Below are 22,953 nucleotides of genomic sequence, written 5' to 3'. Positions count from 1 at the left end.
TTTAATGCTTGGTTTAAAAATTACGCTGTTGCAGTTGTTGTCGGTGGTTTTTGGTATTGGGCTTTTGGTTTTAATACATGAGCTTGGGCATTTTATGTTTGCCAAAATATATAAAATTGCCGTGGAAAAATTTACAATTGGTTTTGGCCCTGAGTTGTTTGGTTTTACAAAAGCCGGCACTCGTTACAGCATTTGTTTAATTCCTCTTGGCGGTATGGTTAAAATGAAGGGAGAAGATGTTGAAGGCCTTAGCGGTGCACCAGATGAATTTTTTTCACAGGCATGGTACAAGCGGCTAATTATTGCTTTATTTGGACCGCTTATGAATTACTTTCTTGCAGCAGTTTTATTTGCCGTGGTTTTTTTATTTTGGGGTGTTGCAGGGCCATCAAAATTACCTTATGTTGGAGAGGTGAAATCGGGTATGCCGGCGGCAATGTCAGGTGTTCTTAGTGGTGATTTGGTAAAAGAAATAAACGGTAAAACGATAAACAAGTGGGAAGATATATCGCAAACAATTGCCGCAAGTGATGGCGCAATTTCATTTATTCTTGCGCGTGGAACTTCAACTTTAACGGTGAATATGCAAGCAGATAAAGACCCGGTTAGTGGCCGTTTTCTTGTTGGCATTGCTCCAAAAATAGAGTTTGAAAAATTAAGTTCTTTTAGCTCAATAAAACTTGCCATAGAAGTTCCAATAACCCAAACGGTATTTACTGCAAAGTATTTATACGATAAAATTACACAGGGCGAAAAGCCGGAGCTGGCAGGCCCGATAGGTGTTATGCAGTTTCTTGGTAAAGCGGCAAGCGATGGTTTAGCGTCGTTACTGTACCTTTTAGGTGTGCTTTCAGTTGCGCTTGGAATGTTTAATCTTTTTCCTATACCTGTGTTAGATGGTGGCCATATTATGTTTGCAATAATAGAAGGTGTAAGTGGGCGCAAGGTAAGCGCAAAAGCAATACAAGTGGCAACATTAATAGGTTTTGTTTTTCTAATTTCAGTTATGGTTTTTGCCACTTATGGCGATATCGCAAGAATAATCTCATCATTTAAAAAATGACAAAAAATAAATTTTATACCAGAGAAAACACAAAACAATTATCTGTTGGCGGTGTGTTAATTGGCGGCGGAGCGTCAATTTCCGTGCAGTCAATGACAAATACGCAAACTAAAGATATTGACTCAACTGCTGCGCAAATAAAAGCGTTAGAAAAAGCCGGTTGTCAAATTGTGCGCCTTGGCGTGCCCGACATGGAAGCTGCCAGAGCTTTTAGGGTTTTAAAAAAGAGAACGAAACTCCCGTTGGTTGCTGATATACATTTTGATTGGCGTCTTGCAATAGAAGCACTTGAAAATGGCGCCGATAAGCTTAGAATTAATCCGGGCAACATTGGCTCAGAAGAAAATGTGCAAAAGGTTGTGCTGGCCGCGCAAAAAAGGTCTGTGCCAATTAGAATTGGTGTAAATGCCGGCTCACTTAAAAGTTTGCATAACGGTAAAAAACTTGATTATGCGCAAAAGGCGCAAAAGCTTGTTGATGCCGCAATGGAACACATAAAAATACTTGAAAATTTAAACTTTACCGATATAGCAGTATCATTAAAGGCATCGGATGTTTTAACAACAGTTGAGGCATATAAACTTTTTGCAAGTAAAAGAAACTATCCGTTGCATCTTGGTATAACAGAAGCCGGTTCGCTAATGCGCGGTACAGTTAAATCTTCTGTTGGGCTTGGTATATTGCTTTCACTTGGGCTTGGTGATACCATAAGGGTTTCACTTACCGCTGATCCTTGCCAAGAAGTAAAGGTAGGATATCAAATTTTGCAGTCGCTTGGATTGTCTTCTTGCGGCATAGAAATAATATCTTGTCCAACTTGTTCGCGTTGTCAGGTTGACTTAATAAAAATTGTAAATGTTTTAGAGACAGAGCTTGAGAAGCTTAATATTCCACCCTTAATTGCTTCCAACAAAAAACCACTTAAAATTGCGGTAATGGGTTGTGTTGTAAATGGTCCCGGCGAGGCATTAGATTCCGATATAGGTATTGCCGGCGGGAAAGATACCGGCATACTATTTATGAACGGCAAAATTGCAGGCAATGTAGCACCAGGTGAGTGGGTAAAAACACTTATGCAATTTGTTATTAATTGGAGAAAAGAAAATGGCTAATCAAATTTACTTAACAAAAGATGGTTACAAAAACCTTGTGGAGGAACTTCATCGCTTAAAAGAAAGAAAGCCCACCATAACACTTGAAATTGAACGGGCCCGCGAACACGGCGACTTGCGTGAAAATGCCGAATACCATGCTGCAAAAGAATCTCTCACAAACCTTATGCGCCGTATTGGGGAATTAGAGGGCAAACTTGGCAACTCTAGAATTATAGATGAATCGCAGATAAGTACCGAGACGGTTTATATTGGTGCAACTGTATGTGTTAAAGATTCCGATGGTGATGAATTTACCTACACACTTGTAGATGTTGAAGAAGCCGACCCAACAAACGGCAAAATTTCAATGCAGTCACCATTTGGTCAGGCGTTAATGGGCCATGCAAAAGGCGATAAAGTAACTGTAAAATTGCCAACTAATCAGTTTGATGTAACAATAATAAAAATTTCACGATAATTGGAGCAAAAATGCGTTACTCAAAGTTGTTTCTTCCAACATTAAGGGAAGCACCCTCGGATGCCGATGTAATATCCGCAAAGCTAATGTTTAGGGCCGGAATGATACGAAAAGTTGCTTCAGGCATTTATGAATGGTTGCCAATTGGTTTAAAAGTATTAAAAAAAGTTGAAAATATTATTCGTGAAGAAATGAACTCTATAGACGGCAATGAAGTTTTATTCCCAATAATGTTGCCAAAAGAACTGTGGGAAGAAACAGGCCGCTGGGCAATTTACGGAAAAGAACTATTTAGAATTTCCGATAGAAAAGATTCTCTCTTTTGCCTTGGCCCAACTCACGAAGAAGCAGTAACAGCACTTGCAAGAAACGAAATTCGTTCATACAGGCAACTTCCAATGATGCTTTACCAGTTTGGTACAAAGTTTCGCGACGAAATACGGCCTCGTTTTGGCGTAATGCGCGCCAGAGAGTTTTATATGAAAGATGCTTACTCATTTCATGCGGACGAAAAAAATGCTGACGAGTATTATAAAATAGTTTTTGATGCTTACAAAAGAATTTGTGCTCGTTGTGGGTTTTCGTTTAGAGCGGTAGAGGCAACAAGCGGTGCGATAGGCGGCAGTTTTTCGCATGAATTTATGGTAATAGCCGATACAGGTGAAGAAGAAATTGTTTTTTGCGATTGCGGCTATGGTGCAAACACCGAAAAAGCAGTATTTAAAATAACAAAAAAAGTACCATTATCAGATAAAATGGATGCGCTAAAAGAAGTTCATACCCCGGGTGTTGGCAGTGTTGTTTCGGTTAGCAAACTAATAGGTAAACGAGAAGACAACTTTATTAAAACGCTAATTTATGTTGCAGATGGCACACCAGTAATTGCTTTAGTGCGTGGCGACTGTGAAATAAATGAGAATAAATTACAAAACTTGCTTGGGGCAAATGAAATTGTGCTTGCAAAAGATAGCGTTATAGAAGAGGTAAGTGGTGCGACACGGGGTTTTGCGGGTCCGGCGGTCGGTTTAAAAAAACAAGTAAAAATAGTGGCAGATAATGCTATTTGTGGTATGTTAAACGCGGTATCAGGCGCAAATAAAACAGATTATCACCTTACAGGCATAAACTATGGCAGAGATTTTAGTGCAGACATAGTTGCCGATATAAGAAAAGTAAAACATAATGATTATTGCGCAACTTGCGGCAAAGAGCTTAAGTTTTGCCGCGGCATAGAGGTGGGGCACACATTTAAACTTGGAACAAAATACTCAAAAGCTATGAACGCGCAATATTTAAACAAAGAAGGCAAAGAAACAGTAAGTATAATGGGCTGTTACGGCATAGGAGTTTCAAGAATTGTTGCTGCAACCATTGAACAATCCCATGATGAAAACGGCATAAAGTGGCCAATTGCTCTTGCCTCATTTGAGGTTGTTGTTATACCTGTAAACATTGACGAGCCAAAAACCGCAGAAGTTGCCGAAACCCTCTATAAAAATTTGCAAAAACTTGGTGTAGATGTATTAATTGATGATAGAGCAGAGCGGGCCGGTGTTAAATTTAAAGATGCCGATTTGGTTGGTATTTCAATAAAAGTAGTAGTAAGTGAAAAAAACCTAAAAGACGACAAAATAGAAATAAAACTAAGGCATTCAGGTGAAGTTATGCTTGTTTCAAGCCAAGACGCAATTGCCACTATATTAAAATTAAAAAATAAATTACTACAGGTGCAATAATTCAATAGCGTTTTAGTGGTGTGTCAAAGCATTTATTTTGTCTGCAATACTTAAAACAACATAGTAAAGGAATTTATAAATGAAGTTTTTCAAAATTGGAATTGTAATGATGTTGTTGTGCATTATGATTAGTGTCGCTTATGGTGAAACGGACAATATAGACAAAGCAACTCAACGCTTTGAGAAGGCAATAAACATTAATGCAAAAGATTATGAGGCCTACTACAATATGGGTGTTACTTATGATGAATCAGGTAGTATTGAAAAGGCAATTAAAGAATACGAAAAAGCTGTAAGCATTAATCCAAAGTATTCTGAGGCTTATTATAATATGGGTATTGCTTATGACAAAATGGGCAATATGGAAAAAGCTATTGAACAGTATCAAAAAGCTGTAAGCATCAATTCAAAATATTCTGAGGCCTATTATAATATGGGTGTTTCTTATGGAAAAACAGGGAATTTTGACAAAGCAATTGAATGCTATGCGAAAGGTATAAGTATAAATTCAAAATTTGTTGAGGCCTTTAATAATTTAGGAGTTATTTATTACTTAAAAGGTGATTATGATAAAGCGATTGAGCAATATGAAAAAGCAATAAGCGTAAATCCAAAATATTTCCAAACATATGCAGGCATTGGTCTTGCTTATGTTGCCAAAGGGTTGTATGACAAAGCAATTAAACAGTATGAGAAAGCAATAGAGGTAAATCCAAAAAGTTCCGAGATATACAATAATATGGGTATTGCTTATGGTAAAGCAGGGAATTTCGACAAAGCAATTGAGCAGTATAATAAGGCAATAAGTATAAATCCAAAATATTCTGATGCATATAGCAATATGGGCGATGTTTATATTGCCCAAAAATTGAATGACAAAGCAGTTCAGCAGTATAAAAAAGCAATAAACATCAATCCAAAAGATTCTATAACGTATTTTAAAATGGGTCTTGCATATCATTACAAAGGTGATTACAATAAAGCAATTAAACTCTATATAGAAGCAATAAAAATAAATCCAAATTTTTCTGAAGTTTACAATAATATGGGTACGGCTTATATAAATAAAAAAGAGTATGGTAAAGCAATTGAACAGTATGAAAAAGCCATAAACATCAGTCCAAAATACTCTGACGCCTACGCAAATATGGGTGTTGCTTATGGCGAAAAAGGAGATCAGGTCAAAGCAATTGATTGCTATAAGCAAGCTGCTAACCTTGGACACGAAAAAGCGCAGCAATACCTAAAAGAAAATGGAATAAGTTGGAAGTAAAAAATATTTTTTAGGTGTAGTGTTATTGTATATGAAATTAGAAAATAATCTACAAAGGATGCAATAATTCAAAAAACATTGCTTGCCGTGCTTTTTCTACTTATATTTGCTCAAATAGGACAGTGTGATTTATCAAGTGGTTTTGGGTTTGAGGCCTTCACTGCGATAGCTCCTTGTTCTTTGTTTCCATCTTCTGCCTCCGTTAGTGTCGATTTGTACAACGCAGATTCTTCTTGTGAGCTAAAAAGCCACCCTGATGGTTTTGAAATACAAACAGGTTTTTTCAATTTTGTCGACTTTGTTGCTTTTGAAAGCCCACAGTTAGTTAGCCGTGCGCACAGTGCATACTTCTTCTGCATTCCCTCAGAAAATAAGGCAACATTTTCATTAAATTATACAGACCCTTATGGCAACATTCCATCTTTAGGTTACCCTTTGGTCTGCTATTGGAAAGATGGTTCTGCGCAGAAAACAACTCTCACCCTTGATTTTAAAAATTCCACAAATGGCGCGTTGCAATACTCTAAAGAAGCAGATTTAACACCCGGCTTATATTGGTATTATTATTCTGCAACAAATGCCCAATACCCCGGAACTTACGACCTTGTGGCAAGCTCATTTGCCATAACAGAAAGGCCTAGTGGATTTGTAAATAATGGTTTGTCCGATAATGCGTTTGTTTCAAATGGTTTGCTAACACTAAAGTGGCTTGCGCAAGACCCAGAAGGTTCAAATGTTACATACAGGTTGTTTTTTGGAAAAGACAGTTCATTGCTTAGCCAAATATACGAAGGGCCGCTAACTGAGTTTACATTGAAGTCGCTTGATTATGGCACACAATACTTTTGGCAGGTTGAAGCAATTGATAACTACGGCGCAAGCTCACTCAGTAAAAAGTATTCATTTACAACCATAGCTACGATAAAGCGCAGTTTTAATTACCCAAACCCGTTTAACCCTTCAACCGATAAAACACACATTGTTGTTGATATGTCGCAAAATGGTAGTGCTTCAATTAGTATTTATAGCGAGTTTGGCGATTTGGTTTGGCAACGCACCTTAGACAACCTGCCTTCTGGAATAAATGAAATTGAATATAACGGTACAGATGACTCCGGCTCAGTTCTATATAATGGCAGCTATGTTTGTGTAATTAAAAAACTTTACGGTTCAAAAGAAGATAAAGATACTTGCCGCTTACTAATAATGAAATGAAAAAAATTCTGTTTGTCTTTTTCGCATTATCCATAGTTTTAAACGTTGGTTCTGCCGCGCAAAGAACGACGTTTTTTTCGCATGGGCCGTCTGTTGCGGCTTATGGCAGGGGAGAAACCTCTTGTGCACAGTGCGATGATGCCTCTTCGGCTTTTTACAATCCATCTTTGCTTTCAAGGTTGAATACAAACAATGCTGTTTTTTCGCATTTTTTACTTTTTGACGGTACCAATTACTCAAACCTATCTACTGCTCTTATACTAAGTGAAAGTGTTCGTGCAGGATTGATGTTGTCAAACCTTTCAAGTGGTGATATTGAGCTAAGGCAAAACATAAACGATGTGCCAAGAATAATAAAAACAAATACATATCTTGGCTCCGCAAGCGTGGCGTATAAGATCAAAGAGTTGTATTCATTGGAAACAGGATGTTCACTAAAGTATTTTTATTTAGATTTTGTTGATAAAAAAGCAGGCTCAGTTGGTTTAGACATGGGCTTATCTAAAAGTTTTTCTGGTCCCGCGGTTTTTGGAAACTTAAGTACCATTAGTGTTGGCGCTTCTGTGGCAAACTTGCTTGAGCCCACAATTAAGCTTGTATCTGTCAATGAGCGTTACCCGCAAATTTATAGAGCTGGCTTTGTATTTTCATTTCCGGTTTTGCAAAAGGTGTTTAATTCAGACACACTAGCTTTTTCCTGTGATGTGAAAAATGAGGAGCAAAAAAGTTCTTTTGCCATTGGCTCTGAATATAAATTTTTAGAGAGTTTTTTATTAAGATGTGGCATAAATGAAAATCGTATAAACGCCGGTTTTGGTTACAACATCGGTTTTATGCAATTTAATTATGCAATTGACTTTTTGGAGTATGCCGCATTTAATCGCTTTGGTGTAACTGTGCTATGGGGCTCTAAAGAAAAAAAGAAAAGCAAAAAAAAGTATAAAAAAGATACCCAACTTTACGAAGAGGCGCAATCGGCTTATAAAGAAGCACAAGAAATTGAAAATGCCAGAAAAACCGAGATGGAGAAACTTTTCAACCAAGCAAAAGCCGACTATCATACAGAACAATACCTTGATGCCGATGAAAAATTTTGTAGTTTATTACTTGAATATTCGGAGTGCGCTCCTGCCAGAGAAATTAACCAAAACATTGTAAATACAATGGAGCAAGATGCTAAATACGATGGCTCCAATCTTGAAAAAATATCTTATGCTGAAGGGTTTATCGCTTACAAAACTGGCGATTATCGAACCGCACTTTCGCAGTGGAATAAAACGCTTGAAATAAATAATAAGCGTGTAGAACTAAACAAATACATAGAAATTGCAAAAAAACATCTTTCAGATATGCAATTAGCCCAACAAGAAGCGCACGAACAGGCGCAAACGAATAGTTTATATAAACAAGGCGAAGAGCATTTTGCAAATAAAGAGTTCGTTTTATGCGTAAAGAAAATGGAAGAACTTATTGTTTATTGTAAAACTTTAAAAGGCAATATTGCGCTTATCTGGCAAGACAAGGCATCTGCGCTACTTAAAAAGTCAATTGAAGAACTTTCAAAAACAATACCACAGCAAAAAACCCGCAAAAAGCAAGACATGGCTGATGTACCAAAAACTGAGCAGGTGGTGGTCAATGTTGCCGAAGCCGACAAAAAGTACAAAGAAGGCCTTATTATGTATGCGCAGGGCAAAGCATCGGAAGCAATTCGTTTGTGGGAAATAACACTGCGCTTAAATCCTGCTCACGAAAAAGCAACTAAAGCCCTTGAACGCGTAAAAAAAGAGCTAAACTAAAACTGTTGTTTAAATACCTGTGTTGCTGTTGCTTTATAGTCAATGCTTTTGCTATAATTACTTTAAGAGTGGGGAGTTTGCCACTCTTATTTTTTTACAAGAATTCGGGGTTTTATGTTAAACATTGATATTGAAAAAAAAGTTGAAGAGTTTGTTGCACGCTTTGCAATAGAGCTTGTTGACATACAAAATGTTTCTGAGTTTGGCAGGCGTGTGTTAAGGGTTTTTATTGATAAGGAAGGCGGAGTAAAACTTGATGACTGCGCTGCTTTAAGCAGAGAACTTGGCACTTTTTTGGATGCAGAGTTTCCATCGCTTGGTAATTATATGCTTGAGATATCTTCACCCGGGATAGACAGAGTTTTAAAGAAAGAGAAGGACTTTATTAAATTTGTTGGCAAGGGTGTGCGCGTTACAACACATCAAACATTTGATAATCAGAGAAATTTTAGCGGTAAGTTATTGTCGTTTAATAATGGGACACTTGAGATAGATGATGTTACAGGGAAAAAGGCGCTCATTGCTTTTAGCAATGTTTACAAAGCTCGTATTGCACCAGAGTTAGATTAAATTAAATAATAAAGAATATTTATTTGGAGGGAGTATGTCGGAAAGAAATGAGTTGTTAGACGCATTGCAAAGAATTGAACAGGAAAGTAACATAAAAAAAGAAGATATTATCGCGGTAATTGAAAGTTCTCTTGTTTCCGCGTATAAAAAGCATGTTGGCAAAAATGTTAATGTTGAAGCAAAGGTAGATACAGAAACATCTCGCCTCTCGGCAAATGTTATAAAAACCGTGGTTGCGATTGTTAATAATTCAATGCTTGAGATAGATTTAGCGGAAGCTAAGAAAATTTCACCAAATGCTAAAGAAGGCGATGAAATAAGAATTCCATTAGATACAGAAGATTTTTCAAGAATTGCCGCCCAAACTGCAAAACAGGTGATTGTGCAAAAAATACGCGAGGCAGAAAGAGATAAACTGTTTGAAGAATACACTAAAAAAACAGGCCAGCTTGTTAGTGGTGTTGTTTGGCGTTTTGCGAATAGAAGCATTGTGGTTGATTTAAATAAAATTGAGGCTATATTGCCAATTTCTGAGCAGGTTCCGAGGGAGCGTTTTACAATTGGCAACCATATAAGAGCTTTGGTTGTGCGTGTTGATAAAACACCACGCGGTCCTGTTGTTGTGCTTTCTCGTTCTCATAGCGATATGGTAAAGCGCCTTTTTGAAGTTGAGGTTCCAGAAATTTATGAAAAGTTAGTTGACGTTGTAAATATTGTGCGCGAGCCGGGATTGAGGTCCAAAGTTGTTGTTGTTTCAAACAACTCAAAAGTTGACCCTGTTGGTGCTTGTGTAGGCGTTAAGGGTGCGCGAGTTAAGCCAATAATAGATGAATTGCACGGTGAAAGGATAGATTTAGTTCCTTTTTCAACCGACCCAATAAAGTTCATTGCATCGGCACTTTCACCCGCAAAAGTGCTTAGTGTTAATATAATTTCACCAGAAAATAAAAGCGCGGAAGTTATTGTTTCCGATGATATGCTTTCGCTTGCCATTGGCAAAAATGGGCATAATGTGCGCCTTGCCGCAAAGCTTACCGGCTGGCATATTGATATAAAGTCGGAAGGGCAGCGCCATGCAGAGTCATTACAGAGGATTGCAACATCGGCACAGGAGCTTACAAGTATTGAAGGTATAGGTCCTAAAACTGCTGAAATACTTATAAAAGCAGGGTATGCAAATATTGAAAAACTTGCGAACTCCAGTGTAGATGAACTAACAGCTTTTCAGGGTATTGGCGCAAAAACAGCCGAAAAGATAATTAACTCAGCCAAAAAGCAGCTTAAGTAAATGACAAGCAATGCCAGAGAGGAAAACTAACAATGACGGAAAAGAAAGCAAAAGAAGTTAAGGAAATTAAAAAGAAAGTGACTGCGAAAGTTGCCGATACAGATAAAAAAACTGCAAAGCCCCCAAAAGCAGCTGTTGCAAAAGTTGGTGTGGCTGTTATTTCTGATGCTAAAAAAAAGGTTAAAAAAACTACCACCTCTTCAAAGGTTTCATCGGCCAAAGCAACTGTAGCTAAAAAAACAAAAGCGGCAGTGCAGCCAAAAAAAGAGCAAACCGGCGAGGTTATAAAAATATCTGCAGTTGAAAAAGTATCTGCTAAGAAAAAAGTTGCAGCGAAAAAGGAAGACCAAAGCGTAAAACCTGATGTGCCAAAACCACAAGAACCCAAAGAACAAAATAAAAAAGCACATAAAGGGAAAAAGATTGTTTTAAATATTCAAAAAGAGGTGGTTAGTAAACCCGTAAAGGCAGTTGTTGTAGATGTTGCAACACCAAAGCAAGAAACTAAAAAAGCAGTTCCAAGAACCGCGGAAGAAATTAACAAAGCGGTTGAAGAAAAACTTGCCGAATTGAATGCGCCAAAAAACCCAGCCGAACAAACTCAGAATGCCCCAGAGATAGAAGAAGAAAAAAAGATAAAGAAAATTTCAATAAACGAAACCATAACTGTGCGTATTCTTGCTGAGAAAATGAACCAAAAGCCCGTAGATGTTTTAAAGAAGCTTTTGACCATGGGTTCTCTTGCCACAATAAACCAAAAAATTGACACTGACACTGCAGAATTGCTTGCCACAGAGTTTGGCTACGAGGTTTCATTTGTTTCACTTTATGAAGATGAAGCTGAACACGAAGTTATTGAAAACCCCGCAAAGTTGTTGCCGCGCGCTCCGGTAGTTACAATTATGGGCCATGTTGACCATGGAAAAACCTCATTACTAGACGCGATTAGAAAAAGTAATATAGCAGGTGGTGAGGCGGGTGGTATTACACAGCACATTGGTGCTTACAAAGTAAAAACCGCAAAAGGTGAAATTGCGTTTTTAGACACTCCAGGCCATGAGGCATTCACGGCTATGCGCTCAAGGGGTGCAAAAGCAACCGACTTAGTAGTGCTTGTTGTTTCCGCAACAGACGGAGTTATGCCCCAAACAATTGAAGCAATCGACCATGCAAAAGCTGCCAATGTGCCGATTATAGTTGCTATAAATAAAATAGACCTTCCAGGTGCAAATCCCGAACAAATAAAGCAAGAGTTATCAAAATATAAGTTAGTCCCTGAAGATTGGGGCGGTGATACAATTACAATAAATGTTTCAGCTAAAAAAAGTATAAACATTGACCTGCTTCTTGAAATGATTTTGCTTAAAGCCGAGCTTATGGAGCTAAAGGCTGACCCAAACAGTAATGCTTCAGGAGTGGTGATTGAAGCAAAGTTAGATCCTCGGCGAGGGCAAGTTGCAACTGTTTTAATTCAAAGGGGAACTCTGAAAGTTGGCGATAATTTTGTTATCGGTAACACTTATGGCAAAGTACGCGCAATGCAAGATGAACATGGCATTAGAATGCAAAGTGCCTGCCCAAGCACACCTGTAGAAGTACTTGGTATAACTTCCACGCCACAATCTGGTGATAAGTTTGTGGTTGTTGAAAGTGAACGCATTGCAAGAGATATTGCACAAACCAGAGCATCAAAAATTCGTGAAAATCATCTTAGGCCGCTCCACCATCTGTCTTTGGAAGATGTAAGTGCAGGTAAAATAAAAGATTTGCGAATTGTTGTTAAAGGCGATGTACAGGGTTCAATAGAAGCTATACGTGACTCATTAGAGCGTTTTCCATCACAAGAAATAAATTTACGCATAATTCATTGTGGCGTTGGTAATGTAAATGAGTCCGATGTAATGCTTGCGGCCGCTTCAGATGCGTTGGTGATAGGTTTTAATGTAAAGTTAGAACCTGCGGCGGAAAGAATTGCTGAACACGAAGGTGTAAGCGTAAGAAATTATAAAATCATATATGATTTAATAGCCGATGTTAAGGCCGCTATGGAAGGTATGCTTGAACCTGAAATAAAAGAGGTTTTAGTAGGAAAAGCACAAGTTAGGCAGGTTTTTAAGGCATCTAAAATTGGAACCATAGCGGGAAGTATGGTTTTAGAAGGCAAAATAATTAGAGGCGCAACTGCCAGAGTTATGCGTGACGGTGTTATAATTCACGAAGGTTCTATAGTGTCGCTTAAAAGATTTAAAGATGATGCAAAAGAAGTTGAAAAGGGTTATGAGTGTGGTATTGGTATAAGCGATTTCATTGGAATGAAAGTAGACGATGTAATTGAAGTTTTTGAGCAGAAAAAAGTGGCAAGAAAACTTGCGGAGTAATTGAAATGCTGGCATATAAGCGTTCAACTAGAGTGGCTGAACTGATTTTACAAGAACTTTCTAAAATTATTTTGGAGTTTAATAAACCTGGACTTGGTTTTGTAACTGTTACTGGTGTAAAATTGACCGATGATTTATTAGATGCTCGTGTATTTTACTCAGTAATAGGAACGCCTGAGGTTGTTGAAAGTTCTAAAATAATACTTCAGAAATCCATAGGCCATTTGCGCCACGAATTGGCCAGCAGAGTAAATCTGCGCAGAACACCAACACTTTTTTTTCAGTACGATGACACTTCACAAAAAGCTCAAAAGATATTTGAATTGCTTCATAAAATTGAGCAGGAAAAAATAGAACCAAAAAAAACCCGCCGAAAAACAACCAAGAAAAAAAATGCTTGAAGAAAAAAACGAACCAACAGCCATTGCGCAAGTAATAAAACAAAGCCAGAGTGTTTTTATTGCAGGTCACTTAAAGCCAGATGGCGACACAATTGGCTCGGCGCTTGCTTTGGCGTCTTTATTAAAACGATTAGGTAAGTTGCCAAGTGTTTTTAGCAAAGACCCAATACCCGATTACCTGATGTTTCTCCCTGGCGCAAAAGACATTATAATTGCACCCAAAACAGAATCTTCCTATGATTTGGCAATTATTTTAGAGTGCTCCGACCTTGAGCGCATGGGCGCTATTATTTCTTCAAATCAGGCAAAGGTAATAATAAATATGGATCATCATATTAGTGCCGGCACATTTGGGCATATAAATTATGTAAATTCAAAAAGCTCTTCAACCGCCGAACTTGTGGCAGATGTTTTCTATGCCTTAAACGAAAAAATTCAAACCTCAGAAGCCGTTTGTTTGTATGTTGGTGTGCTTACCGACACAGGTAAATTTCAGCAGTCAAACACAAACTCCAACTCATTGCGTTTTGCCGCCAGAATGGTTGACTCAGGCGTAAGACCTGTGGAGCTTTATGAAAAAGTTTATGCAAGTATGTCGCTTTCAACATTAAAACTTTTTGGTGAGGCATTTAACTCGCTTAAAGTAGAGTGTGGTGGAAAATTTGCCTATATGGTTGTAACACCCGAAGTATTGGTTAATGCAGGGGCTAAAGACAGCCAAACTGAAGGGCTTATAAATTATACGCTTTTATTGCCGCAATGTGTTGTTGGGGCGCTGTTCCGTCAGGATGCGTCCGGTAAAGTCAAGGTAAGCTTTAGGTCAAAAGATTATTTTGATGTTAACGAAGTAGCAGGGCACTTTGGCGGCGGTGGGCACAAAAATGCAGCTGGGTGCAGTATTTTAGGCAGCATAGATGATGCAATTAAAGTCGTTAGCAGTTATTTAGTAGAGAAGTTTAATGTTTCCTGAAAGCGGCCTTTTAAACATTAATAAACCCAAAGGCATAACATCTTTTGCAGTTGTTCATCGTGTAAAAAAAGTAATTGGCGTAAAAAAAGTGGGGCACTGCGGCACATTAGACCCAATGGCGCAAGGTGTTCTTTTGGTAGTATTTGGAAAAGCAACAAAACTGCAAGACAAACTGATGCGGTGCGAAAAAACATACCTTGCTAAAATTCTCTTCGGTACAACTACAGACACAGACGATATTACAGGAACTATTATTGAACAAAAACCCTTTGAACCTTTTGGTGTTTCAGAGGTAAATATGGCACTTTCTACATTTGTAGGTGAGCTTGCTCAAATACCACCAATGTTTAGTGCAATTAAAGTGCAAGGCAAAAAACTTTATCAGCTGGCGCGTGCCGGTATAAGTATTGAGCGAAAAGAGCGGTTAGTAACTGTAAATAGTATTGAAACAATAGAGTGTGATGGCAAAAGTGTGCTATGCACAATAAAATGTTCAAGTGGAACTTATGTAAGAAGCATAGCACGAGACCTTGGGCAAAAGCTTGGTTGTGGGGCAACATTAGAGTTTTTACGCAGAGAAAGCTCAGGAGTTTTTAGTTATGCAGACTCCATTGATATGCAAGAAATAAATAAAGACAATATAGAAAATCTTATGCAAAAAGTAATTTCAATAGAAACTTTAATGAGTTTAACAAATGCATAAACCAAGTGCTGTGTCTATTGGCACATTTGACGGTTTCCATAGAGGGCATAAGTATCTTATAAGCCGTTTAATTTCTATAGCTCGCCAAAAAAAACTCAAAAGCGTTGTAATTGCTCTTAGCAAACCTGTAAGGTCGGTAAGCGGTTTACTTACACTTGCGGAGCAAAAACAAGAGCTTATTTCAAAGCTTTGCGTTGATGAGGTTATTTTTTTAGAGGTAGACCCAAGTATTATACAAATAACTCCGGATGAGTTTGTAAAAGAATTCTTAAGAAAAAAACTTAATATGCGTTACCTTGTTGTTGGCACCAACTTTGCACTTGGTTATGCGCGGCACGGAGATATAAACTGGCTTAAAAAAAATCTTGTAGTGTTTGGCTCAAAGCTGGTTGCCGTTAAACCGCTTGCATACAGGAATATGGCAATATCGTCTTCAAGAATACGCACTCTTATACACAATAGTCGTGTTTACTATGCCGCAAAACTACTTGGCAGGCCTTATGTTGTGACTGGTCTTGCATATAGAGACAGAGGGATGGGAACTAAGATAGGTTTTCCTACTATTAACATCAAAACGCACAATGAAATAATATTGCCACAAGGTATATTTAGTGGTTTTGTGCAACTTGCATCCGATATTGTACTGCGCAGAGCTGTGATTAGCGTGGGATACAGGCCAACTTTAATGTCAAATGGGTCTTTGTGTCTTGAGGCGCATCTGGTAGGTTTTAGCGGAAATTGGCCAAACAAGTTAACAAAAGTACATTTTTGCACTCATTTACGCTCTGAAAAAAAATTTAAAAGTATTTTGGAGTTAAAAGGTGCGATAGCCTCAGATATTGAGCGTGCCAATAAACTTGTAGAAAAAGATATAAAATTATTTACATTATGAGATATTTTTGTTAAAATCCCCAAAGGCAATAAAGCAGTAAATAAAATAAATTAAGTATAAAAATGAGGAGCGAAGATGCTTAACAAGAAGCCGATTGTTGAGAAGTACAAAGTACACCCCACAGACACAGGTTCGCCGGAAGTTCAGGTAGCGTTATTGACAGGCAGAATCAATCTTCTTACAGAACATTTTAAAAAGTTTCCTAAAGATTTTACTTCTCGTCATGGGTTCCTTAAACTTATTGGTCAGCGTCGTCGCCTGTTGGAATATCTTAAGAAAAACTCTAAAGAAAAATATCAAGAGTTAATTCAAAAATTAGAGTTGAGAAAATAAATAATAATAAAAACAGTCGTTCCCAAGATGCAAAGGATGCAAAAAGTTTCCTAATGGGGAGCGTTTTTGGATCTTTTGTGTCTTTGTTTTTGGGGCGTCTAAAAAGGGAAGGTAGTTATGAATGAAGTTATCGTAAGTAAGTTTGATGTTGCAGGAAAGACATACACGGTTGAAATTGGCCGCATGGCAAAACAGGCAAGTGGTGCTTGTCTTATAAGTGTTGGGGAAACAGCTGTATTGGTTAGCGCGGCTTCGGCATCAAAGCCAAAGGCTTTTATAGATGGCAATGTATTTCTTCCATTAACTGTCGATTACAAAGAAAGAACTTATGCCGCCGGTAAAATTCCTGGTGGGTTTTTTAAAAGAGAAGGTAGATCTCATGAAAGCGAAATTTTAACAAGCCGTTTAATTGATAGAAGCATCAGGCCAATGTTTCCGGAAGGTTGGGACAGAGAAACACAAATTAGTGCAATGGTTGTTTCCTCGGACGGAATTAACGACACTGATGTTATTTCAATGATAGGCACTTCAATTGCGTTAATGATATCCGATATTCCTTATGACACTCCAATTGGCGCCGTACGCATTGGTAAAATTGACGGCAAACTTGTTGTAAACCCAACAACTGAAGAGCAAAAATTATCATCACTTGACCTTGTGGTTGCAGGAACTATGGATTCACTTTCAATGGTAGAATCTGGGGCAAAAGAGCTTTCAGAAACAGAAATGATTGAAGCACTTTCTTTAGCGCAAAGTGAAGTTAAAAAAATATGTGAGTTTCAATTGTCATTGCCCAGAAAACAAAAGGTTGCAGTTTCTATTCCTCAAGTAAACAGTACCCTTGTTAATGATGTCTGTGAATATGCAAAGCCTTTTATGGGTGAAATAATAAGCCGTAAAGGAAAGTCGGAAAGAGATGAAGCATGGGGTGATTTTAAAAAAGAGACCATTGTAAAATTTTCAGAAAAATATCCTGAAAGCGCGGTTTATATAGTAGGCGCATTGGAAGATCTTTTTTATCAAAGTGCTAGAGCATTAGTGCTTGAAAAAAACATTCGTGCCGATGGTAGAAAATTAGATGAAATTAGACCGATTGAATGCTTGAGTAGCATTTTACCCAGAGCTCATGGAAGTGCGCTTTTTACTCGTGGGCAAACACAGGCATTAGCTGTTGTAACACTTGGCTCACCAGGAGATATGCAGATAATGGATGAGCTAAATGGAGAGTATAAAGAAAGATTTATGCTCCATTATAACTTCCCTGGTTTTGCAACCGGTGAACCAAAGCCTGAGCGTTCCCCAGGCAGAAGGGAAATTGGTCATGGTGCGTTAGCAAAAAGAGCCCTTTATCCTATTTTGCCATCACAAGATGTTTTCCCGTACACAATAAGAATTGTTTCAGATATACTTGAATCAAACGGTTCATCATCAATGGCCTCGGTCTGTGGTGGTTCACTTGCGCTTTTTGATGCCGGCGTAAATGTAAAAGCAAGCTGTGCCGGCATTGCCATGGGGCTTGTAAAAGAGGGTGATAAGTACGCAATTCTTTCTGATATTATGGGTATGGAAGACCATTTAGGCGATATGGACTTTAAGGTTGCTGGTAGCAGGAATGGTATTACCGCGCTTCAAATGGATATCAAAATCAAAGGTTTAACAGTTGAGATAATGGCAAAGGCTCTTGAGCAGGCAAGACAAGGCAGAATAAAAATTCTTGATATAATGGATGCGGCACTTGGTAAGCCCAAAAGTACAATGTCTGCTTATGCTCCAAAAATGGTTACAACTCAGATATCACCGTCTAAAATAGGTGCTCTTATTGGGCCTGGCGGCAAAAATATCAGACGCATTCAAGAAGAAACGGGTGTTAAAATTGATATTGAAGAAGATGGCCGTGTGTTTATATCAAGCACCGATTCTGCCGCAGTTGACAGTGCAAAAACCATGGTTGATTTTTTAACAGCAGAAATTGAGATTGGCAAGATTTACAAAGGCAGAGTTACAAAAATAATGAACTTTGGTGCTTTTGTAGAGGTCCTTCCGGGTAAAGAAGGTCTTGTTCACATCTCTCAGTTAGATAAAACACCTGTTAAAAATGTGTCGGATGTGGTTTCTGAGGGTGATGAGATAACAGTTAAGGCAATTGAAATTGACAGCCAAGGCCGTATAAATTTAAGCCGCAAGGCCGCACTTTTAGAAGGTCATAAATAACAAAATTATCGGAGAGTTTTGTATGACAAAGCAGAACGGAACATCAAACCCCATAAAAGAAAAAGTTGATGCTCTTTATAACCTCATGAAAAATGAAGGTATAGAGCGTTTAGAGTTGAAAGATGAAAACTTTCAAATTTCGCTTAAAAGAAAAACAAAAGAAAATAGAGTTGTTTATGTGCAAGAACAAAAGGAAACTGCTCCTGAGAGTTCTGCTGTCGTAGGTCATAGCATAAAATCGCCAATTATAGGTATGTTTTATAGATCGGCATCTCCATCATCTCCGGCTTTTGTTGAAGAGGGCGATGTGGTAGAAGTCGGTAAAACTCTTTGCATAGTTGAAGCTATGAAAGTTATGAATGAAATAAAAGCTGATGCTAGGGTAAAGATAGTTAAAATACTTGTAGAAAATGGTAAAGCAGTTAGTGTTGGTCAAGATATTTTTGTAATTGAAAAACTATAAATATGCACGATTTGATTGGTTTTTGCGGGAAAATAAAGTTTTAATTACAAACTCCGGCCCTGTGGTAACTGTAGCACTTAAGAAATAATTTGCAGTTTAATTTATCGGCTGGTGGTTTGCTCAAAATAATTTGGGCAGGCAAACGGCCGGCATTTTTATTTTGTGCAAATTCAGGGTTGAATACACTTTAACGTATAGTAATTTTGTTAAAGGATATATATGGCAGAAACATTAACTACGGCAATATTGGGTTTTGTTCAGGGGCTGACTGAGTTCCTGCCTGTATCATCCAGTGCGCATCTTGTATTTTTTCAACACTTTCTTGGCTGGAATAAGCCTGAACTTTTTTTTGACATAATGTTGCACTTGGCAACCGTTATAGCCGTTCTCATTTATTTCCGTAAAGATATCCCCGCGCTTTTTACAACTGATAAAAAAACACTTTACCTACTAATACTTGCATCGGTACCCACTGCCGTTATTGGTTTTGCCGGCAAAGATTATTTTGAACAGACATTTTCATCGGTAAGCTCAGTAGCTGTTTTTTTATTCTTTACCGGAATCATACTATTTACTGCCCAATTTTTTGGAAAAGAAAAAAAAGCGTTTAATAGCTTTGGCATAGGCGACGCTTTGCTAATTGGTATTGCTCAGGGTTTAGCCATAATGCCTGGCATTTCAAGGTCTGGTTCAACAATTGCTGTGGCAATGTTGTTAGGGTATAAGCGTTCCGATTCAGCCCGCTTTTCTTTTCTACTTTCTGTGCCTGCTGTGCTTGGCGCAGCTTTATTAGGTTTTAAAGATTTTTCTGGTGATATTGGCGTGTCTTATAGCTCTGTGGCAGTAGGTATGCTTGTTGCTGTTATAGCTGGCTTATTTGCAATCCATTACCTCATTAAACTTTTAAACAATAACAAACTTTATATTTTTGGGTTTTATTGTCTTGTTGTAAGTGTGTTGGTTTTTCTGTTTGCAAAGTAAGCTGTTTGTGTTTATGTAATTTAATAGGGCAATGTGCTTAATTATGAGAGAGAACTTTTACAGGTCTAAAGTTAAAACAAAACCAATAAATGAAGCCCTCCGCGGAAAATTAAAAGGTATATTTCTGCTTGTTTGCTCAATTGCTATTTTATACTGCATTTTATTTCCAGCTCAGTTTGGTGTTTTTAGCGGTGCGATAAGCTCAGTGGTTAATGGCTTGTTTGGCTGGGCGGCAATATTACTTCCTTTGCTAATTTGTTGGCAGGGGTATGTCTATCTTAAAAATGAGTTTAAATTACATTTGAGAATTGATCTCTTTCTATCGGCATTGTTGCTTTTGTTCGCAACAAGTTTTCTGGATTTGATTGGGGATATTAAATTTGGCAAAGATATAGAACAACTTGGCGGATGGATAGGCAATGCAAGCCCGTTTTTTTACAAGATATTACTTAACAATTATTATCTTTCACTTTCTGCTTTGTTTATTCTTTTTGTTTATTTTGGCGCAATGCTTATGCGTATTTCTATGCGGGAAGTATTAGAGGCATTTTGGAAAAACATAGTGTTAGATTATCATCAATGGGTAGAGGCAAGAGAAGAGCTTAAAAAGAATAACTCATCTGTGCCAAAAATATTTTTTCCAAATGAGCCACATAGTTCTAAAGAAGACACAAAAGCTCCTCAGATGATTCTGCCAAACATTCCACAGTTACAAAAGAAAGAGTTGCCAAGAATTATTTTAACTACAATAAAAACCTATGATATTTCTAAAAAGCGTGATGAAAAACCGAAAAATTTGCAAAATAAACCGGAAGCTGATGCAAAAGAACTTGAGTTGTTTTCTAACGGTTCTGCTGCAGATTATATATTGCCAAGTGTTGACTTGCTTTCTGAAGTAAAGCAAGATTTGATTGCGGGCAATTCTGCACAGGACTTTACAAAAAATGCCCAAATATTAGAAAAAACGCTTGAGAACTTTGGAATAAGCGCAAAGGTTAAAGATATTATTCCTGGTCCTGTAGTTACGCGTTATGATATGGAGCTTGCTCCGGGAACAAAAATTGAAACTGTTTCAGGCCTTAGTGAAAATATTGCGCTAAACATGAAAGCCGTTTCTGTGCGTATTGTTGCTGTGCCGGAAAAGTCCGCTGTTGGGGTAGAGGTTCCAAATGAAAAGCGTTGCATAGTTAGTTTCCGTGAGATTGTTGAAAGCCAAGATTTCCAAAATTCTAAATCTTTGCTAACTTTTGGCCTTGGTAAAACAACCGACGGTCGCCCATCCGTAACTGACATTAAAATAATGCCTCATTTGTTAATTGCGGGTGCTACAGGTTCAGGTAAAAGTGTTGGTATTCATAGCTTAATTCTATCAATGCTTTTTAAGGCAAAACCCGATGAAGTAAAGTTTTTGCTAATAGATCCAAAACGGGTTGAGCTGACATGCTACAGGGGCATACCTCACCTATACGACCCAAGTGTAAAATGCACAGATGCTGACATTATAACTCAGCCAAAAGAAGCTGCTGCAGCACTTAAAAAGCTTGTGCGTGTTATGGAAAAACGCTATGAAAAGTTTGCAAAAGAGTCGGTGCGCAATATTGAAAGTTATAATCAAAAAATGACAGAGACTGGTGGGTCAAAAGAGTTTTACATAGTTATAATAATTGACGAGCTTGCCGATCTTATGGTTGTGCAGAAAAAAGAAGTTGAAGATTCAATTCAGCGGCTCGCGCAAATGGCAAGAGCAGTTGGTATACACCTTATACTTGCCACACAAAGACCGTCGGTAGATGTTATAACAGGAATTATTAAATCAAATTTACCCGCGCGTATCGCATTTCAAACAACATCTCAGGTTGATTCTCGCGTTGTATTGGATACAATTGGTGCTGAAGATTTACTTGGACGTGGGGATATGCTTTTCCTGCCATCCGGTGCCTCAAGGCCTGATCGTCTTCAGGGCGCGTATGTGCCAGAAAGAGACCCGAACAAAGTAGTTGATTTTATTTTGAGTCAAAACATTAAGCCATTTTATGAAGATGTGCTTATTAGTGCTGCAACGGCAAATTCAAGTTTTGATGCAAACGATAATAAAGAAATTGAAGAGCTTGTACGCGCACTAAAGCTTATGCAGGAAAGAAAAAGGATCTCGCAAGATTTGCTTAAGGCTCACTTTGGTTCTTCATCTCGGGCAACAAACATTTTAAGTATACTTGAAATGAAGGGTTTTATAAATAAACCGGAGGGCACAAACCGCTGGTCAATAGATTTTACGCGTGTTGATGAGTACCTGAAAACATTTGGTAACATTGGCGACAACCCAAATGAAGAGTAAAAACTTATTTTTTGTTTTATTGGTATCGGTAACTTTATTTATAAACTATTCAACCTTAACCGCAGAAAATAATGCACGAGCCGCCAAGAATAAACTTTTTACACAATCTAAAGAAGCTGAAATCATTACAAGTTCAAGAGTATTGCTTTCAAAAATAAAAGATGTTTCTTTTGAATTTAAGCAATTTAGTAGCAACGAAAGTGCCACGAATTCAGATGCTATTGTGGGCTCTGTATTTTACTTGGCGCCTGAAAAATTTGTGATAAAACAAAAAAAAGGCGATTTAGAGCAGAGTTTTTATTGTAATGGAAAAACTTTGTTTGTTTATACACCATCGCAAAAACAGGCAATTACAGATAAACTTTCAAATTGGAACAAAAATTCGCCACTGCCTTTAGATTTATTTTCACTGGATAAGTTTTGGAATGTGCTTGATAGAGAATTTTTATTTAGCGCTAAAAGTTTAATTGGCGAAAACGCTTGCCTTGTAACATTTGCATCAAAGAAAAATAATGGCTATTTTATAGATGTATTAATTGATGCAAAAAGCTATTTGCCTGTTTTGATTAAAGTAAGGAACAGTTCGTTTGCTCAAAACACGCAATTTTCAAATTATAAAATAAACGCAGGTATTCCGAAGAGTAGTTTTGTTTTTAAGCCTGCTAAAGATGTTGATGTTATTGACCTATCAGAGTAAATGTTCTTTTGAGAGTGCCCTGGGCACTCGAAGTGGTTGATGAAGTGGTCAACCGTTGGTACCGAGCCAGAAC

The 22,953-nt window shown here is 37.8% G+C and carries 19 protein-coding genes and 2 pseudogenes; all 21 read left to right on the top strand.

Annotated features, from left to right (window positions below; all coding sequences use genetic code 11):
* The first annotated feature begins 4 nt into the window (after positions 1 to 4).
* On the top strand, positions 5 to 1,063 hold the full coding sequence (locus M0Q46_00360; protein MCK9582071.1) for a M50 family metallopeptidase: 1,059 nt from the start codon (positions 5 to 7) through the stop codon (positions 1,061 to 1,063).
* The gene (ispG, locus tag M0Q46_00355; protein ID MCK9582070.1) at positions 1,060 to 2,175 is read left to right on the top strand and encodes a flavodoxin-dependent (E)-4-hydroxy-3-methylbut-2-enyl-diphosphate synthase; all 1,116 of its coding nucleotides are present in this window, start codon (positions 1,060 to 1,062) and stop codon (positions 2,173 to 2,175) included. The genes M0Q46_00360 and ispG overlap by 4 nt, the downstream gene beginning before the upstream one ends.
* Entirely contained in the window at positions 2,168 to 2,635 is a 468-nt protein-coding gene (gene greA, locus M0Q46_00350; GenBank protein ID MCK9582069.1) for a transcription elongation factor GreA, read from the top strand. The genes ispG and greA overlap by 8 nt, the downstream gene beginning before the upstream one ends.
* Before the next feature lie 11 nt (positions 2,636 to 2,646).
* Entirely contained in the window at positions 2,647 to 4,371 is a 1,725-nt protein-coding gene (locus M0Q46_00345; protein MCK9582068.1) for a proline--tRNA ligase, read from the top strand.
* Positions 4,372 to 4,450: 79 nt separating this feature from the next.
* Positions 4,451 to 5,644, top strand: a complete 1,194-nt coding sequence (locus tag M0Q46_00340) for a tetratricopeptide repeat protein (GenBank protein ID MCK9582067.1) — start codon at positions 4,451 to 4,453, stop codon at positions 5,642 to 5,644.
* An 87-nt stretch (positions 5,645 to 5,731) separates the two neighbouring features.
* Positions 5,732 to 6,859, top strand: coding sequence for a hypothetical protein (locus M0Q46_00335; protein ID MCK9582066.1), 1,128 nt, complete (start codon positions 5,732 to 5,734; stop codon positions 6,857 to 6,859).
* Positions 6,856 to 8,658 (top strand): hypothetical protein, encoded by a 1,803-nt coding sequence (locus M0Q46_00330; GenBank protein ID MCK9582065.1) that lies wholly within the window; start codon positions 6,856 to 6,858, stop codon positions 8,656 to 8,658. Before M0Q46_00335 ends, M0Q46_00330 begins: the two co-directional genes overlap by 4 nt.
* A gap of 114 nt (positions 8,659 to 8,772) precedes the next feature.
* Complete coding sequence (locus tag M0Q46_00325; GenBank protein MCK9582064.1) at positions 8,773 to 9,228, top strand: ribosome maturation factor RimP; 456 nt, start codon at positions 8,773 to 8,775, stop codon at positions 9,226 to 9,228.
* A 34-nt stretch (positions 9,229 to 9,262) separates the two neighbouring features.
* The gene (gene nusA, locus M0Q46_00320) at positions 9,263 to 10,516 is read left to right on the top strand and encodes a transcription termination factor NusA (GenBank protein ID MCK9582063.1); all 1,254 of its coding nucleotides are present in this window, start codon (positions 9,263 to 9,265) and stop codon (positions 10,514 to 10,516) included.
* Positions 10,517 to 10,548: 32 nt separating this feature from the next.
* The gene (gene infB / locus M0Q46_00315) at positions 10,549 to 12,894 is read left to right on the top strand and encodes a translation initiation factor IF-2 (GenBank protein ID MCK9582062.1); all 2,346 of its coding nucleotides are present in this window, start codon (positions 10,549 to 10,551) and stop codon (positions 12,892 to 12,894) included.
* A gap of 5 nt (positions 12,895 to 12,899) precedes the next feature.
* The gene (gene rbfA / locus M0Q46_00310) at positions 12,900 to 13,295 is read left to right on the top strand and encodes a 30S ribosome-binding factor RbfA (protein MCK9582061.1); all 396 of its coding nucleotides are present in this window, start codon (positions 12,900 to 12,902) and stop codon (positions 13,293 to 13,295) included.
* Positions 13,288 to 13,707, top strand: a pseudogene (locus M0Q46_00305) (DHH family phosphoesterase). Before rbfA ends, M0Q46_00305 begins: the two are co-directional and overlap by 8 nt.
* Before the next feature lie 393 nt (positions 13,708 to 14,100).
* Positions 14,101 to 14,196 (top strand): annotated as a pseudogene (locus M0Q46_00300) (DHHA1 domain-containing protein).
* 58 nt (positions 14,197 to 14,254) lie between these two features.
* Positions 14,255 to 14,968, top strand: a complete 714-nt coding sequence (truB, locus tag M0Q46_00295) for a tRNA pseudouridine(55) synthase TruB (protein MCK9582060.1) — start codon at positions 14,255 to 14,257, stop codon at positions 14,966 to 14,968.
* Positions 14,961 to 15,860, top strand: a complete 900-nt coding sequence (gene ribF, locus M0Q46_00290) for a riboflavin biosynthesis protein RibF (protein ID MCK9582059.1) — start codon at positions 14,961 to 14,963, stop codon at positions 15,858 to 15,860. Before truB ends, ribF begins: the two co-directional genes overlap by 8 nt.
* Before the next feature lie 75 nt (positions 15,861 to 15,935).
* Positions 15,936 to 16,193 carry a 30S ribosomal protein S15 gene (rpsO, locus tag M0Q46_00285; GenBank protein ID MCK9582058.1) on the top strand — a complete coding sequence of 86 codons (258 nt, stop codon included), beginning with the start codon at positions 15,936 to 15,938 and terminating at the stop codon, positions 16,191 to 16,193.
* Positions 16,194 to 16,310: 117 nt separating this feature from the next.
* Positions 16,311 to 18,404 (top strand): polyribonucleotide nucleotidyltransferase, encoded by a 2,094-nt coding sequence (locus M0Q46_00280; protein ID MCK9582057.1) that lies wholly within the window; start codon positions 16,311 to 16,313, stop codon positions 18,402 to 18,404.
* A 22-nt stretch (positions 18,405 to 18,426) separates the two neighbouring features.
* Positions 18,427 to 18,867 carry a hypothetical protein gene (locus tag M0Q46_00275; GenBank protein ID MCK9582056.1) on the top strand — a complete coding sequence of 147 codons (441 nt, stop codon included), beginning with the start codon at positions 18,427 to 18,429 and terminating at the stop codon, positions 18,865 to 18,867.
* A 219-nt stretch (positions 18,868 to 19,086) separates the two neighbouring features.
* Complete coding sequence (locus M0Q46_00270) at positions 19,087 to 19,848, top strand: undecaprenyl-diphosphate phosphatase (GenBank protein ID MCK9582055.1); 762 nt, start codon at positions 19,087 to 19,089, stop codon at positions 19,846 to 19,848.
* 43 nt (positions 19,849 to 19,891) lie between these two features.
* Entirely contained in the window at positions 19,892 to 22,183 is a 2,292-nt protein-coding gene (locus M0Q46_00265) for a DNA translocase FtsK (protein MCK9582054.1), read from the top strand.
* Entirely contained in the window at positions 22,173 to 22,880 is a 708-nt protein-coding gene (locus M0Q46_00260; GenBank protein ID MCK9582053.1) for a hypothetical protein, read from the top strand. The genes M0Q46_00265 and M0Q46_00260 overlap by 11 nt, the downstream gene beginning before the upstream one ends.
* The last annotated feature ends 73 nt before the right edge of the window (positions 22,881 to 22,953 follow it).

Source organism: Endomicrobiales bacterium (genome assembly GCA_023228045.1).
Classification (GTDB): domain Bacteria; phylum Elusimicrobiota; class Endomicrobiia; order Endomicrobiales; family JALOBY01; genus JALOBY01.
Note: the sequence above shows the minus strand (reverse complement) of the source record. Positions and strands in the feature narration are given on the sequence as shown.